This is a genomic window from Pseudorhizobium sp. NPDC055634 (assembly GCF_053618655.1).
Map to the genome: position 1 here is coordinate 19482 of NZ_JBSHHW010000004.1, position 14493 is coordinate 33974.

Annotated in this window: 17 protein-coding genes; 9 read left to right on the plus strand and 8 right to left on the minus strand. The window is 64.9% G+C overall.

Going from position 1 to position 14493, the window contains the following annotated elements; translation table 11 throughout:
- Positions 1 to 91 precede the first annotated feature (91 nt).
- Entirely contained in the window at positions 92 to 1582 is a 1491-nt protein-coding gene (locus ACWGPT_RS07440; RefSeq protein ID WP_452604970.1) for a leucyl aminopeptidase, read from the plus strand.
- A gap of 2 nt (positions 1583 to 1584) precedes the next feature.
- The gene (locus tag ACWGPT_RS07445; RefSeq protein ID WP_452604971.1) at positions 1585 to 2034 is read left to right on the plus strand and encodes a DNA polymerase III subunit chi; all 450 of its coding nucleotides are present in this window, start codon (positions 1585 to 1587) and stop codon (positions 2032 to 2034) included.
- Positions 2035 to 2038: 4 nt separating this feature from the next.
- Here the strand turns inward: ACWGPT_RS07445 and ACWGPT_RS07450 are convergent, their stop codons facing one another.
- Positions 2039 to 3925, minus strand: coding sequence for an ABC-F family ATP-binding cassette domain-containing protein (locus ACWGPT_RS07450; protein ID WP_452604972.1), 1887 nt, complete (start codon positions 3923 to 3925; stop codon positions 2039 to 2041).
- Between ACWGPT_RS07450 and ACWGPT_RS07455 the strand changes: the two genes are divergently transcribed.
- From ACWGPT_RS07455 to ACWGPT_RS07465, 3 genes are read left to right on the plus strand one after another with little or no spacing between them, the layout of a single operon-like run.
- Positions 3915 to 4136, plus strand: a complete 222-nt coding sequence (locus tag ACWGPT_RS07455) for a hypothetical protein (RefSeq protein WP_452604973.1) — start codon at positions 3915 to 3917, stop codon at positions 4134 to 4136. The genes ACWGPT_RS07450 and ACWGPT_RS07455 overlap by 11 nt on opposite strands.
- On the plus strand, positions 4130 to 4435 hold the full coding sequence (locus ACWGPT_RS07460) for a hypothetical protein (RefSeq protein WP_452604974.1): 306 nt from the start codon (positions 4130 to 4132) through the stop codon (positions 4433 to 4435). Before ACWGPT_RS07455 ends, ACWGPT_RS07460 begins: the two co-directional genes overlap by 7 nt.
- Positions 4432 to 6048, plus strand: coding sequence for a methyl-accepting chemotaxis protein (locus ACWGPT_RS07465; RefSeq protein ID WP_452604975.1), 1617 nt, complete (start codon positions 4432 to 4434; stop codon positions 6046 to 6048). The genes ACWGPT_RS07460 and ACWGPT_RS07465 overlap by 4 nt, the downstream gene beginning before the upstream one ends.
- A 2-nt stretch (positions 6049 to 6050) precedes the next feature.
- Here the strand turns inward: ACWGPT_RS07465 and ACWGPT_RS07470 are convergent, their stop codons facing one another.
- Positions 6051 to 6560, minus strand: a complete 510-nt coding sequence (locus tag ACWGPT_RS07470; RefSeq protein ID WP_452604976.1) for a DinB family protein — start codon at positions 6558 to 6560, stop codon at positions 6051 to 6053.
- Positions 6561 to 6700: 140 nt separating this feature from the next.
- Here ACWGPT_RS07470 and ACWGPT_RS07475 point away from each other — a divergent pair, with 140 nt between their 5' ends.
- Together ACWGPT_RS07475 and ndk are read left to right on the plus strand one after the other, a co-directional pair.
- Positions 6701 to 7390, plus strand: coding sequence for a glutathione S-transferase family protein (locus ACWGPT_RS07475; protein WP_452604977.1), 690 nt, complete (start codon positions 6701 to 6703; stop codon positions 7388 to 7390).
- Between the two features lie 80 nt (positions 7391 to 7470).
- A complete protein-coding gene (ndk, locus tag ACWGPT_RS07480; RefSeq protein WP_142521150.1) occupies positions 7471 to 7893 on the plus strand; it encodes a nucleoside-diphosphate kinase in 423 nt (140 codons plus the stop codon).
- A gap of 48 nt (positions 7894 to 7941) precedes the next feature.
- Here the strand turns inward: ndk and ACWGPT_RS07485 are convergent, their stop codons facing one another.
- The gene (locus ACWGPT_RS07485) at positions 7942 to 8445 is read right to left on the minus strand and encodes a hypothetical protein (RefSeq protein WP_452604978.1); all 504 of its coding nucleotides are present in this window, start codon (positions 8443 to 8445) and stop codon (positions 7942 to 7944) included.
- Positions 8442 to 8984: a CGNR zinc finger domain-containing protein gene (locus ACWGPT_RS07490; protein ID WP_452605328.1), complete on the minus strand. Its 543-nt coding sequence runs from the start codon at positions 8982 to 8984 to the stop codon at positions 8442 to 8444. The genes ACWGPT_RS07485 and ACWGPT_RS07490 overlap by 4 nt, the downstream gene beginning before the upstream one ends.
- A gap of 62 nt (positions 8985 to 9046) precedes the next feature.
- Here ACWGPT_RS07490 and ACWGPT_RS07495 point away from each other — a divergent pair, with 62 nt between their 5' ends.
- A complete protein-coding gene (locus ACWGPT_RS07495; protein WP_452604979.1) occupies positions 9047 to 9943 on the plus strand; it encodes a branched-chain amino acid ABC transporter permease in 897 nt (298 codons plus the stop codon).
- Positions 9944 to 9946: 3 nt separating this feature from the next.
- Here ACWGPT_RS07495 and ACWGPT_RS07500 read toward each other — a convergent pair whose 3' ends face one another.
- From ACWGPT_RS07500 to uvrC, 4 genes are all read right to left on the minus strand, one after another.
- Complete coding sequence (locus tag ACWGPT_RS07500) at positions 9947 to 10408, minus strand: molybdenum cofactor biosynthesis protein MoaE (protein ID WP_452604980.1); 462 nt, start codon at positions 10406 to 10408, stop codon at positions 9947 to 9949.
- 4 nt (positions 10409 to 10412) lie between these two features.
- The gene (moaD, locus tag ACWGPT_RS07505; RefSeq protein WP_452604981.1) at positions 10413 to 10667 is read right to left on the minus strand and encodes a molybdopterin converting factor subunit 1; all 255 of its coding nucleotides are present in this window, start codon (positions 10665 to 10667) and stop codon (positions 10413 to 10415) included.
- A 2-nt stretch (positions 10668 to 10669) separates the two neighbouring features.
- On the minus strand, positions 10670 to 11251 hold the full coding sequence (pgsA, locus tag ACWGPT_RS07510) for a CDP-diacylglycerol--glycerol-3-phosphate 3-phosphatidyltransferase (protein ID WP_452604982.1): 582 nt from the start codon (positions 11249 to 11251) through the stop codon (positions 10670 to 10672).
- A gap of 91 nt (positions 11252 to 11342) precedes the next feature.
- Positions 11343 to 13370, minus strand: a complete 2028-nt coding sequence (uvrC, locus tag ACWGPT_RS07515) for an excinuclease ABC subunit UvrC (protein WP_452604983.1) — start codon at positions 13368 to 13370, stop codon at positions 11343 to 11345.
- A gap of 479 nt (positions 13371 to 13849) precedes the next feature.
- On the opposite strand from uvrC, the gene ACWGPT_RS07520 reads away from it, so the two are divergent.
- Positions 13850 to 14488 (plus strand): outer membrane protein, encoded by a 639-nt coding sequence (locus ACWGPT_RS07520; protein ID WP_452604984.1) that lies wholly within the window; start codon positions 13850 to 13852, stop codon positions 14486 to 14488.
- Positions 14489 to 14493: the final 5 nt, after the last annotated feature.

Consider the following 14493-nt stretch of genomic DNA (forward strand, 5'->3'; position numbering starts at 1 on the left):
GGCGGGCCCTAAGGAAATTCGTCATTCGGGTTGCCTTGTTCGATGAAAGGAGGATGATCGGCGCAAACCCAATGCGAGCTTCGGAGTGAGAATGTCTGGAAAGTATGAAATCCGTTTTGCATCGTCCGCGCCGCTGGAGAAATCGCTGGCTGTGATGCTGCAGGTCGCCGGCGAGGATGCTCCGGCCGGTCTTGCCGAGGCGGACCCCTCGAATATCTCGGCTCGGGCCGCGGAGATCGCGGGCTTCAAGGCGAAGTCGATGTCGACGCTCGAGGTGATCGCTCCGGCCGGGTCTGCGGCCGACCGGCTCGTGCTGCTCGGGCTCGGGAAGCCTGGTGCGATAACGGCGCACGACTGGCTGCGCGCAGGCGGCGCCGCGGCGGGGCGGTTCAAGTCCTCAAAGCATGCGGTGGTCTTCCTCGATGCCCCCGGAATGCAGGTCTCGGCCCGTGAGGCTGCGGATTTCGCGCTCGGCATGATGCTGCGCGGCTACGCGTTCGACGCCTACAAGACCCAGAAGAAGGACGACGAGGAAAAGCTGCCGAAGAAGGTCGCCGTCACCATCGTCACCGGTGCGCACGCCGATGCCGCCCGACTGCTGGATGACGTCCGCGCCGTTTCGGGCGGCGTCCTTCTGGCCCGCGATCTCGTCAACCTGCCGCCGAATGTCCTCGGCCCGGTCGAATTCGCCGAGAAGGCGAAGGAACTGGAGGACCTGGGCGTCGAGGTCGAGATCCTGACCGAGAAGGAGATGGGCAAGCTGAAGATGCACGCGCTTCTCGGCGTGGCGCAGGGTTCTGCCCGTCCCCCGCGGATCGCCGTCATGCACTGGAAGGGCGGAAAGTCCAAGGATGCGCCCATCGCCTTCGTGGGCAAGGGGGTCGTGTTCGATTCGGGCGGCATCTCCATCAAGCCGGGTGCCGGCATGGAGGAGATGAAGGGCGACATGGGCGGCGCGGCTGCGGTGACGGGCCTCATGCACGCGCTGGCGGCCCGAAAGGCCAAGGTCAACGCGGTCGGTATCATCGGCCTGGTGGAAAACATGCCGGACGGCAATGCCCAGCGTCCGGGCGACATCGTCACCTCCATGTCCGGCCAGACCATCGAGATCATCAATACCGATGCGGAGGGCAGGCTCGTGCTCGCCGATGCCCTCTGGTATTGCAACGACCGCTTCAAGCCGCGGTTCATGATCAATCTCGCCACCCTGACCGGGGCGATCATGGTGGCGCTGGGCAACCAGCATGCCGGGCTCTTCTCCAATGACGACGAACTGGCAGCCCAGCTCGGCTCGGCCGGCGAAGCGACCGGCGAGAAGGTCTGGCGCATGCCGCTCGGCAAGGAATACGACAAGATGGTCGATTCCAAGTTTGCCGACATGAAGAACTCGGCCGGGCGCAATGCCGGCGCCATCACCGCGGCGCAGTTCCTGAAGCGTTTCGTCGGCGATACGCCCTGGGCGCATCTCGACGTGGCGGGCACGGCGATGAACTCGCCCTCCAGCGAGATCAGCCAGTCCTGGGCGTCCGGCTACGGCGTGCGCCTTCTCGACAGGCTGGTTCGCGACCACTACGAAGCCTGACCATGACCGAAGTGCTGTTCTACCACCTGACGGAATCGAAGCTCGAGGATGCGCTGCCGGCGCTCCTCGAAAAGAGCGTCGAGCGGGGCTGGCGGGTGGTGGTCCAGACGGGCGGGGAGGAGCGTCGCGACAGCCTCGACGAACATCTCTGGACCTACCGGGAGGACAGCTTCCTGCCGCACGGGACGGATGCCGGCGAGGACGCCGCGCGCCAGCCGGTCCTCGTCACCGACGGTCCCGGCAATGTCAACGAGGCCAATGTCCGCTTCGTCGTCGACGGCGCGGAGCCGCCGCCGCTCGACGCCTATGAACGCGTCGTCTTCATGTTCGACGGTTACGATGCCGCGCAGGTGGAGAATGCCCGCAGCCAGTGGAAACGGCTGAAAGGCGAGGGGCATGTGCTCACCTACTGGCAGCAGTCCCCGGAGGGGCGGTGGGTGAAGAAGGCGTAAGGCCTCAGCCGGCCATCGCCTCCTCGTATTCGGCAGACAGCTCCAGCCACTGCTCTTCGGCATTGGCGAGCTTTGCTGCCGCTTCGCCGCGTTGCCTGGCCTTCTCCGCCGCCTTGGCCGGCGCCTTTTCGTAGAGCACCGGATCCGCAAGTTCCGCATCAAGTTGCTGAATCAGCTTTTCAAGCTTTGCGGTTACCGATTCGATTTCATTGATCTTTTTCTTCAGCGGCGCGAGCGAGGCGCGCCGCTCCGCGTTCGCCTTGCGCTGCTCGGCCCGGTTCGCCGGCTCGTCCGACGCGCCCTGCGGCTTGTCGTCCTTCTTTCGTCCGGCCGCGATGATCAGGTCGCGATATTCCTCCATGTCGCCCTCGAAGGGCTTCACCGTTCCCTCGTTCACCAGCCACAGCCGGTCCACCGTCGCCTCGATCAGGTAGCGGTCGTGGGAGATCAGGATGACGGCGCCGTCGTAGTCGTTGAGCGCCTCGATGAGCGCCCGGCGGCTGTCGATGTCCAGGTGGTTGGTGGGCTCGTCGAGGATCAGCAGGTTCGGCGCATGGAAGGCGGATAGCCCCATCAGCAGCCGCGCCTTCTCGCCGCCGGAAAGGTCTTTCGCTGCCGTCGCCATCTTCTCCGTGGCAAGGCCCATCTGCGCGACGCGGGCGCGCACCTGCGCTTCCCCCGCCTGCGGCATCAGCCGGCGCACGTGGTCGACGGGCGTCTCGTTCGGCATCAGGTCGTCCAGCTGGTGCTGGGCGAAGAAGCCGACCTTCAGGTTCGGCGCGAGCTTCATTTCCCCGGCCTGCAGCGACAGCCGCCCGGCGATCAGCTTGGCGAAGGTCGACTTGCCGTTGCCGTTGGCGCCGAGAAGCGCGATGCGGTCGTCATTGTCGATCCGCAGGTTGATGCCCTTCAGGATCGGCTTGTCCGCCTCGTAGCCGACGGCTCCGCCGCTGATTGCGATGATCGGCGAGGCGGGCTGCTTCTCGGGCTCGGGAAAGCTGATCGGCTGGACATGATCCTCGATCACGGCCGCTACCGTGCCCATCCGTTCCAGCGCCTTGACGCGGCTCTGCGCCTGCTTGGCCTTGGAGGCCTTGGCCTTGAAGCGGTCGATGAAGCTCTGCAGGTGCTTGCGCGCCGCCTCGTTCTTGGCGCGCGCCTTCATCTGCAGTTCGTCGGCCTCGGCCTTCTGCCGCTCGAACTGGTCATATCCGCCGCGGTAGAAGGTGAGCTTCTTCTGGTCGAGATGGACGATCGAGTTGACCGCGTTGTTCAGGAGGTCGCGGTCGTGGCTGATCATGATCACGGTATAGGGATAGCGGCGGACATAGTCCTCCAGCCACATCGTGCCTTCGAGATCGAGATAGTTGGTCGGCTCGTCGAGAAGCAGCAGGTCCGGCTGCGAGAACAGGACCGCCGCCAGCGCGACGCGCATGCGCCAGCCGCCGGAAAACGACGAGGCGGGGCGGGCCTGCGCCACGTGGTCGAAGCCGAGGCCTGCGAGGATGCTCGCGGCCCGCGCCTCCGCCGAATGCGCGTCGATGTCCACAAGCCGCGTCTGGATTTCGGCGATCCGGTGCGGGTCGGTGGCGGTCTCCGCCTCCCGCATCAGCGCCGTCCGTTCCTTGTCGGCGGCCAGCACGATTTCGATCAGCGGCTGTTCCGTCCCGGGTGCTTCCTGCGCCACCTGGCCGATGCGGGCGTTCCTGGGGATCGAGACGGAACCGGTTTCGGCCGCGAGGTCGCCGGTGATGATCCGGAACAGGGTGGATTTTCCCGCGCCGTTGCGCCCCACCAGTCCCACCTTGGCGCCGGCCGGGAGGCTGACGCTCGCATGGTCGAGGAGCAGGCGGCCCGCGATCCGGGCGGAGACATCGGTAATGGTGATCATGGCCCGCGTTTTGGCTGAACTCGGGGAGCGTGGCAAGCAGGTAAGCGACACGACGCCCCGACGGGCGCCGGAGCATTGCCTTCTGCAGACCTGGCAAAACGCAAAAATGTGGTTAATGGCTTTTTTATTAATGGCGGCTAACAAGATTTCCGGGATCAAGGGGATGGAGACGCGCGAAGCGGTTGCGCCCCGGGACAGGTGCGGATGCTGACGGGTCGAAACTTTATAGCGCTGAGTTTCTGCGTTTTCCTGTTCCTCATCGTCTCGGTCTGGGCCTTGCCCAACGGCCGGTTCGTGCTGGTGCTGACGAACCCTGATCGCCCCCCCGACTATCCACTGACCGTCATCGCCAACGCCGGGGGCGCCTTCGTCGCCCAGGGTCGGCTCCCGTGGATGACTGTCGCCCATTCGGAGGCTCCGGATTTCGCAGCAAGGCTCGCAGAGGCCGGCGCGCTCCTGGTCCTCAATCATCAATTGGCAATCGGTTGCATGGAAGGAAGCAGCGGATGAGTTCACTCGAGGTTCTACGGCAGAAGGCTGCCGGCATCATTGTCGGGCTCCTGTGGATCAACCTGTTCCTCGTCGCGGCGAGGGAGCTTTCCGGAAGCGACGGCTTTTCACTCGCCCCCGTGCTCGCGACCTTCGTGATCGTCGCGCTTGCGACAGCGGGCTGGTGGCAGGATCGCACCGGTCCGACGACCCGCATCGTCACCTCCATGGCGCATGCCGCGACGGTGGCGATGCTGGTCTACGCCTTCTCCGGCTCGCCCCTGCAGATCGACATCCACATGTACTTCTTCGCTTCGCTCGCGATCTGCGCGGTCTGGATCGACTGGCGGGCATTACTCGGTTACTCGGCTCTCGTCGCCGTCCACCATCTCGCGCTCTTCCTCGTCATGCCGCTCGCGGTCTTTCCCGGAGAGTCCGATTTCTCGCGCGTCATCCTGCATGCCGTCGTGCTGATCGTCCAATGCGGCGTGCTCGTCGCGCTCACCCATGCCGTCGTCAACGCCTTCCAGGCGTCCGAAGCGGCGGTCGAAGCCGCCAATGCCGCCGAGCGGAACGCGGTCGAGGCCTCCGAGCGGGCCCGGGAAGCCGACCGCGAGGCCGCGGAGCAGCGGACCTTGAACGCCGAGGAGAGGGCGCGCGAGGCCCAGGCGACGAAGGTCGTCGTGGACCGTCTGGGAATGGCGCTGCAGGAACTGTCGGTCGGCAATCTGGCACATCGCATCGAAGAGCCGTTCGAGGGCAGCCTCGATGCGCTGCGGGACACCTACAATACCTCCCTGAAGAACCTCGAGTCCGTCCTGGCCCAGGCCGGCCACGTCGCCTACACCATCCGCGGCGGCACCGCCGAGATCAGCCAGTCCACCCACGACCTGTCGGTCCGTACCGAACGGCAGGCCGCCTCCGTCGAGGAGAGCGCGAGTGCGCTCGGCATCCTTACCCAGACCGTCAACCAGATGGCGCATGTGGCGGAAAAGGTGGGGAATATGGTCGAGAAGGCCCACCAGGGGGCGGAACGTTCCGGCGTCATCGTCACCAATGCTGTGGAGGCAATGAGCCGGATCGAAAACTCGTCCCGCGAGATCGGCCAGATCATCGGCGTTATCGACGAGATCGCCTTCCAGACCAACCTGCTGGCGCTGAACGCCGGCGTCGAGGCCGCCCGGGCGGGCGAGGCGGGCAAGGGCTTTGCGGTCGTCGCCCAGGAAGTCCGCGAGCTCGCGCAACGCTCCGCCAGTGCCGCAAGAGAGATCAAGGATCTCATAACCACTTCGGGCTCCGAGGTCGGCAACGGCGTGGCGCTGGTCAACCAGGCCGGCGAGGCCCTCGGCATGATAGCCGACGAGGTCCGCGAAATCAGCGCGGAAATCCGGACGATCGTCACCGGTGCACGCCAGCAGGCAAGCGGGATTTCCGAGATCGACGGCACGATCGCCGAAATCGACCGGGGAACGCAGCAGAATGCCGCGATGGTGGAAGAGAATTCAGCCGCGGTCCAGGCCCTCGCCAACGAGGCTGCGGTCCTGGAACAGCTGATGGTCCGGTTCCGGCTCACTTCCGGCACGCAAGGACGGCAGACGACCGACCGTCCGGTGACCGACCGCAACGCGGCCTGAACCTACATCCACCTGCTGCCTTCCGTCCGCGGGAAGTGAACGAGGTCGAGCACCAGGGACGGCTTTCCCGTCGCGGTCAGGATCATGTGGACCTGGCCGCGATGGTGTGTCTGGTGGTTGAAGACATGGGCGAGCATCAGGCCCAGCGGCTGCGTGATCGTCGTGGGCGTCGTGATCATGGTGTAGCTGACGGAGTCCGCGATCCGGTCGTCGTCGAGCCTATCGACGAATTCTATGATCCGCCGGTCCTCCGACCGCCGCGCCGCGCGCAGTTCCTCGAAGTCCGGGAACAGGATGGCGTCGAGGCTCTTCGGAGCGTCGCCGCTGCCGGTGAGGCGTCTCATCCAGATCCGGTCCGCCACGAGAAGGTGGTTGAGGGTGCGGCAGGCCGAGCCGAAGTAGGCGCCCTTGTGGGCGCGGTACTCCTCGTCGCTCAGGGCTTCGCAAGCCTCGTAGACCTGCTCGTTGGCCCAGCGGTTGTAGTCGGCGAACATCTGGAAATGACGGCGCATCGGCAGTTCTCCTGTCGGTCGCCTTATCCTAGCGCCAATTCGCACCTCATGGCCTGATGGGATGCATGAATTTTCCTGATTGGACGCATCTTGCAGGAGCGCCAGTATGGCTGGCACTGGATGGAAGCGAGGAGCAGATGATGACGCGTGTTCTCTATTCGCTGTGCGGCAAGGACGAGAGCCGTCCCTTCTCGCCGCATTGCTGGAAGGTCTCGATGGCGCTAGCCCACAAGGGGCTCGACTTCGTGGAGCGGCCCTATCCCTTCACCGCCGTCCCCGGCATCGAGGCCGGCTTTTCCAAGACCGTGCCGGTGCTGCGGGACGGGGACCGCCTGGTCCGCGACAGTTTCGAGATCGCGCTCTACCTGGAGGAGGCCTATCCCGATCGCCCGACGCTGTTCGGCGGGGAGGGCGGCAAGGCTCTGTCGCGCTTCGTCGAGAGCTTCACGCAGATGGTCCTCCACATGCCGGTGACGAAGATGGCGATCATGCACATCCACGACATGCTGGACGTGCCGGACCAGGCATATTTCCGGCAAAGCCGCCGGGATCGACTGGGCAGGGAAATCGAAGCCGTCGCCGCAGAGGGCGGGGCGGAACGGGAAGCCTTCGCCGCGAGGCTGGAACCGCTCCGCCGCACGCTGCACTTCCAGCCCTTCCTCGGCGGCGATGGCCCGCTGTTTGCCGATTACATCCTGTTCGGCGCCCTGCAGTGGATGCGGGTTACGGCCGGCCCGCCTCCCTTGGCGCAGGACGATACGGTCATGGCATGGTTCGAGCGCTGCCTCGACCTACACGACGGGCTCGGTCGGCGTGTGACAGCGGCGTGAAATTGCCTGAACCCCCTTGTTTCCAGAGCCCCGGGCGGGTAAAGACCGCCCACTTTCTCGGAAAACAAAGGATTTAGACGATGGCGATTGAACGCACGTTTTCGATGATCAAGCCGGATGCCACCAAGCGCAACCTGACCGGTGCGATCACCAAGGTATTCGAGGATAACGGTCTGCGCGTCGTCGCTTCCAAGCGCGTCTGGATGAGCAAGCGCGAGGCCGAAGGCTTCTACGCCGTCCACAAGGAACGTCCTTTCTTCGGCGAACTCGTCGAAGGCATGACCTCCGGCCCGACCGTCGTCCAGGTTCTCGAAGGCGAGAACGCCATCCTGAAGAACCGCGAGATCATGGGCGCCACCAACCCGGCCCAGGCCGCGGAAGGCACCATCCGCAAGACCTTCGCCCTTTCGATCGGCGAAAACTCGGTTCACGGTTCGGACGCGCCGGAAACCGCCGCGCAGGAAATCAAGTACTGGTTCTCCGACACCGAGATCGTCGGCTGATCTGCCGTCCGATACCTCTGGAAAAGCCGGCCCTCGCGCCGGCTTTTTTCATTCCGGGCAGGCCTCCGGAGAAAAATCGGCCGTGCCGTCGGGCCTGAACACGTCCGGGTTCCGGTCGTAGGCGGGACCGAGCGACAGCGGCTTTGCGGGCAGCACGTCTTGGTCGACATTCGACGTGATGGTCGTCTCGATCGTCTGCAACACGTCGCCTGAGGGGTCCAAGAGACGGATCGTGACGCCGTAGGGAATGCCCTTCTTCACGCAGTGTATCGGCGGGCTTTCGAGCACGATCTTCGTCATGGCGGGAAACAGTTTCTGTTCCGCCGTCAGGCGCGCTCCGCCACGGGGGTCCTCGAAACTCGCCTCTGCGACCGCGCCTTCCGGCAGGGGAGAAAGCCTGCGGAGCGTCACGAGATAGGTCGCCCGCGCCAGGCGGTAGTTGAAGACGAAGATCCTGCCGGAAAGCTCCACGAGATCCTCCTCCGCCGCTTCCCGCTGGCAGCCGCCAAGGGCCAAGAGCGGGATCAGGACAAGCACGAACCGGTTCCTCACGAGACCATCTCCTTCCTGCGCCGATAGTGGCGGCTTGCCTTCACGCGATTGCCGCACACGGCCATGTCGCACCACATGCGGCTGCGGTTGCGGCTCCGGTCGAGGAACAGCCAGCCGCAATTGCTGCAGATCTTCAGGCGTTCGGTTTCCGCAAGCAGGCGCAGCGCGGAGCGGGCCGTCGCTGCCTCCATTGTCGCCTCGCTTGCCGATTGCCGCAGCACGTTCCCGCAGGCCTGCAGCAGGTCTGCGAGGAGAAGGCGGTCGTCATCTCCCTCGACGCGGCGGCGGAAATAGGCGTCGATCGCCTCGCGCAGCGCAATGAAACCGGTTCGGTTCCGCTCCGGCACCGGCCGGATGTCGCCGAACAGGTTGCGTTCCGCCGAAAATTCCGCCGCCGCCGCTGCAAACCCCTCCATCTGTGCCGATACCGCGAAGCGGTCGGTACGGCGGTCCGGGTCTGCGCGCAGGATCACGCTGTTGGCGACGTCAAGGGCAAGCGCGCCTCCTGCGAAGCGGTGGGGAGTCCAGGCGAAGGTCATGACCATGAGTATAACCGGTAAAACGCATTTGACCAGTTACATGGATGATGGAATGCTGCGGCATGGATTACCTCCTCCAGCAGCTCGCGAATGCCGTGCCGGTGGCGACGCTCTACGCGGCTCTTGCCTTCGGCTATGCGATCGCCTTCGCGGTGACGCGACGCGCCGACATCACCTATGGCGCGATCTTCGCCTTCGCCGGCCAAGTCTACGTGATGGTGGCGCATTTCGGCTGGAATGAACTGAGGCTCGTGCTGCCGGCTGCGCTGGCGCTCGCTGCCATGGCCGCCCTCGGCGGCGGTATCGGCGCCGGCATTATTGGAGGACGCTTCGTCATCCGGCCTCTCGCGATGGTCTCGCCGAACGCCGTCGTCGTGGGGGCCCTGGGTCTCGTGATCGTCCTGATGGAGGGCGCGCGGCTTGCCGCACAGACCCGCGACCTCTGGCTTCCGCCGCTCATGAAGCAACCGGTCGTGCTGTGGCCGGGCGAGGCGTTTCCGGTTACCCTGACCACCCTCCAGTGCGTGAGCGTCGCGCTCCAGCTGCTGGTCGTCGGGTCAGGTGCTGCGATCCTCGCCATGAGTGCATGGGGAAGGAAATGGCGGGCGGTCGCAGAGGACCCGCGTGCTGCCGAACTCTGCGGCGTCGATTCCCGGACCGTCTTCCTGATGGCCTATGCCGCGGCGGCATTCGTCGCCTCGGTCTGCGGCATCCTGGCCACGTCCTATTACGGCACGATGGATTTCGGCGCGGGCCTCGTCTTCGGCCTCAAGGTGGTGCTGATCACCGCGGCAGGCGGACTTGCCCAGCCGCTGCGCGCCGCCGTCGGCGCCGCCGCGATCGGCTTTGCCGAAACCCTGTGGGCGGGTTACGGCCCGATCGTCTGGAGGGATCTCGTCATCGTCGGCGCGTTGGTCGCGGTGCTGGTCATGAGCCGGCGCGAGCGGGTCGTCCCGTAGCCGCTATCGCCATTTTTCCCGCGCACGGTCGTCGGCATCCTTGGCGGATACCCAGTCACCCGTCGTGCCGTCGGCCCCGTGCTCCTTCTTCCAGAAGGGAGCGGAGGTCTTGAGGTAGTCCATCATGAAGCTTGCGCCGTCGAAGGCCGCCTGCCGGTGCGGGGCGGCGGCGATCACCAGCACGATGTTTTCGCCCGGCGAGATCCTGCCGAAACGGTGGATCGCGGCAAGGCCGAGAAGCGAGAAGCGCTCGATGGCAAGTTCGGCGATGCGGCGCATCTCGGCCTCCGCCATCCCAGGATAATGCTCCAGTTCCAGCGCGGAAAGCGCGCCCAGCTCGTCGCGGCAAAGGCCGCTGAAGGTGACGACGGCGCCGATGTCGGTCCGCCCTCCGGTCAGCGCGTCGATCTCCTCCTGAAGGTCGAAGTCCTGCGCCTGGACCCGGATGCGGGGCGCCGCGGACATGGCTTCAGCCGCCCGTCATCGGCGGGAAGATGCCGATCTCGCGGGCATCGCCGATCTTCTCGTTGTGCTCGACATGCTCCTGGTCCAGCGCGACGCGGATGACCTCCGGATATTGCAGGGCCGCCTCGTACTCTTCGCCGAGCGTCTTCAGGTGCACGAGAAGGTCGCGTACCGTCTTGACGTCGCCGGGAAGGTCGATCTCTTCCTCCGGCTTTCCGATCCGTTCGCGCACCCAGGCGAAATAGACGAGCTTTGTCACGGTCAGTCCACCATGTGCTTCAGGCCGGCCTTGAAGTAGTCGTAGCCGGTATACATCGTCAGCAGCGCGGCGATCCAGAGCAGGCCGATGCCCATCTCGGTTGTGTAGGGCAGGACCTTGTCTCCGGCGGGACCTGCGAGCAGGAAGGCGATCGCCACCATCTGGATGGCCGTCTTCCATTTCGCGATCCGCGTCACCGGCACGGCCACCTTCAGCGCCGCCAGGTATTCGCGCAGGCCGGAGACCAGGATCTCTCGGCAGAGGATCACGATCGCCGCCCAGATCGACCAGCCGGCAATGGTTCCGTCGGCGGCCATCAGGAGCAGCACCGATGCGACCAGCAGTTTGTCGGCGATCGGATCGAGCATGCGGCCGATATTGGAGGTCTGGTTCCAGATCCGCGCCAGGTAGCCGTCGAGATAGTCGGTGATCGACGCGAGCACGAAGAGGACGAGCGCCGTCCAGCGCGCGAAGTCCGAACTCGCCAGCCGCCCCTCGATGAAGAAGCATACGACGATGATCGGAACCGCGACGATGCGCGCGTAGGTCAGGAGATTGGGAATGTTGTATGCGCGCGATGCCATTTCATAACCTGCTGATTGATTTCCCCTAGTTGGCCCTTCCGGCGGCGGGCGTCAACGGTCCTTCCGGTCATTTCAAGGCCGTTGCACGATGTCATCCGGGCTGCCTCTCGTGGAAGTGATGATACACGAGTTTCGCCACCGTCTCCGAGATTCCTTCCACCGACATGAGGTCGTTGAGGCCGGCGCGCGAAACTGCCTTGGCGGTCCCGAAGTGCTGAAGGAGCTTGCGCTTGCGGCCGGGCCCGATCCCGGCGATCTCGTCGAGCGGGTTCTTGATCATCTCCTTCTTTCGCCGCGCGCGGTGCGAGCCGATGGCGAACCGGTGGGCCTCGTCGCGCATGCGCTGCACGAAGTAGAGGACCGGATCGCGCGGCGGCAGGGAGAAGTCGCTGCGTCCGTCGGTGAAGAAGCGCTCGCGGCCGGCGTCGCGGTCGACGCCCTTGGCGACGCCAATCGCGGTGACCACGTCGCGGATGCCGAGTTCGTCGAGGATCGCCCTGACGGCGGTCATCTGGCCCTGTCCGCCGTCGATCAGGATCACGTCCGGCCATGCGGGGAAGGGGGCATCCGTGTCCTCGGTCACGGCCTGCGAGCGGTCCGGGATGCCTTCCTCCTTGATGAGGCGCGAGAAGCGGCGGGTCATCACCTCCCGCATCATCCCGAAGTCGTCGCCGGGGGTGATGTCCGTCGAGCGGATGTTGAACTTCCGGTATTGGTTCTTCACGAAGCCTTCCGGGCCCGCCACGACCATTCCACCCACGGCATTGGTGCCCATGATGTGGGAGTTGTCGTAGATCTCGATGCGCCGCGGCACGCGGGAGAGGCCGAACGTTTCGGCAAAGCCCTGCAGGAGCCGCGCCTGCGAGGAGGTCTCGGCGAGCTTCCGGCCGTGCGCTTCCCGCGCATTGGCGAGCACGTGTTCGACGAGGTCGCGCTTCTCGCCGCGCTGCGGAACGGAGATCGTCACCTTGTGACCTGCCTTCTCGCAGAACGCCCTCGCCAGCAGTTCCTGTTCCTCGACCGGTTCGGAAAGCAGGATCTGCCGCGGAACCGGCTTGTCGTCGTAGAACTGCGCCAGGAAGGCGTTCAGCACTTCCGCACCCGACATCTGCGGGTCGGCCTTCGGGAAATAGGCGCGGTTGCCCCAGTTCTGGCCGGTCCGGAAGAAGAAGACCTGGATGCAGGTGAGCCCGCCTTCGTGATGGATCGCGAAGACGTCCGCCTCCTCGACGCCGGCCGGGTTGATGCCCTGGTGGCTCTGCACGTGGCTGAGCGCCGCCAGCCGGTCGCGATAGACCGCGGCCCGCTCGAAGTCGAGATCCTCCGACGCCTCCTGCATCTGCCGGGCGATCGCGGACTTCACGTTCTGGCTCCGGCCGGAGAGGAAGTCCTTCGCCTCCCGGACGAGTTCGGCATAGTTCTCGTCGCTGATCTCATGGGTGCAGGGACCGGAACAGCGCTTGATCTGGTAGAGCAGGCAGGGACGCGTGCGCGCCTCGAACACGCTGTCGGTGCAGGTTCTGAGAAGGAAGGCGCGCTGCAGCGAGTTGATCGTCCGGCCGACCGCGCTCGCCGAGGCGAAGGGCCCGAAATAATCGCCCTTGCGGGCGCGCGCGCCGCGATGCTTGAAGATCGCCGGGGCCCGGTGGTCGCCGGTGATCAGGATATAGGGGAAGGACTTGTCGTCGCGCAGCAGGACGTTGAAGCGGGGGCGCAGCCGCTTGATGAGGTTCGCCTCGAGCAGCAGCGCCTCGGTTTCCGTGCGCGTGGTGACGAACTCCATGTGGGTCGTCTCGCGCACCATCCGCGACAGCCGGTTGGAATGGACGCGACCCTGGGCATAATTGCCGACGCGCTTCTTGAGGCTGCGGGCCTTGCCCACATAGAGGACGTCGCCGGCTTCGTTGAACATGCGGTAGACGCCGGGCGCGTTCGGAAGGTGCTTGACGAACTCGGCGATCAGCTCCGCGCCCTTTAGCCCCGTCTCGTTCTTCCAGCCCTCGCTCCAGTCGACGCCGAGCGTCCGTTCCACTTCGGGTACGGCAGCCGCGACGTCGTCCTCGTCGTCTTCCGTCTCGTCGTATAGAACGCCGCCGTCCGGCACCTTGGTCGAGTTCATTTCGTCCTCTCGCGCTCCGGCGCGCAAATGCTGACCGCATCGCCGGGGACATCGAATCGCATGCTTCTGGATGATCTACAGGTAGTGCGTGGCGACGAGGATTGAAAGGCGCAGGCGAGATCGGGGCTTATGCCAAGGTTGCGGAGCCGCATGCCTCCTGGTTCGGCGGAATGATTTTGCGTCAGCGCGTATTGCGGGAGGCGGCCGATCGTTAATATTTGATTAAGTTTTGTTTGAATTGGAATGGAAAAGTACAGTCCCCCACTAAGCTTGGCCCGCAATTGCGGGGTATGGTTAACAATACTTATGTTGCCGCGATGCAACATCATCCTTCTGCCTTGCGGTCGCCACAATCAATTCACAGTTCGGCTCTTTCTTGTCCGCATTTCCCGAACATCTTCGCCGCCAGCGGACCGGGAGCAAGTCCTGCGGCAGTTTCGTCGCAACACATTCCGGTCCAGCAAACCAAGGAGAGTTAAATGCGTATTCTGATCGCAACCCTGATGGCCTCGTCGGCAGTGCTTGCCGGTTTCTCGGTTGCCAATGCAGCTGATGCCGTGGACCAGATCCCGGAAGCCCCCGTCGCCTACGAACAGCCGGCCCCCGTCAAAGACTGGAGCGGCGCGTATCTCGGTGGCTACGGCGCCTATGACTGGGGTCGCTTCGATGGCGACCGCGACGGCAAGCTGGGCGGCGGCGTGTTCGGCGGCTACAACATGCAGAGCGGCCAGATCGTCTACGGCGTCGAGGCAGATGTCGGTTACAACGGCGAGGAATCGGACGCTGCTCCCGGTGTAGAAGGCAAGGCCCGCTGGAACGGCTCCGTCCGTGCCCGCGTCGGTTACGACCTCAACCCGTTCCTTCTCTACGGTACGGCCGGTGTTGCCCTGCAGGACAACAAGCTCACCGACACGGCAACCGGCGCCTCCGACAGCAAGACGGCAGTCGGCTACACCGTCGGTGCGGGCGTCGAAGCCCTGGTGACCGACAACATCACCACCCGCGTCGAGTATCGCTACACCGATTTCGGCAGCGACAACTACAACCTCGGCGGCACGTCCGTTTCGAGCGGCTACGACGACCACAGCGTCAAGGTCGGTATCGGCGTCAAGTTCTGATAACC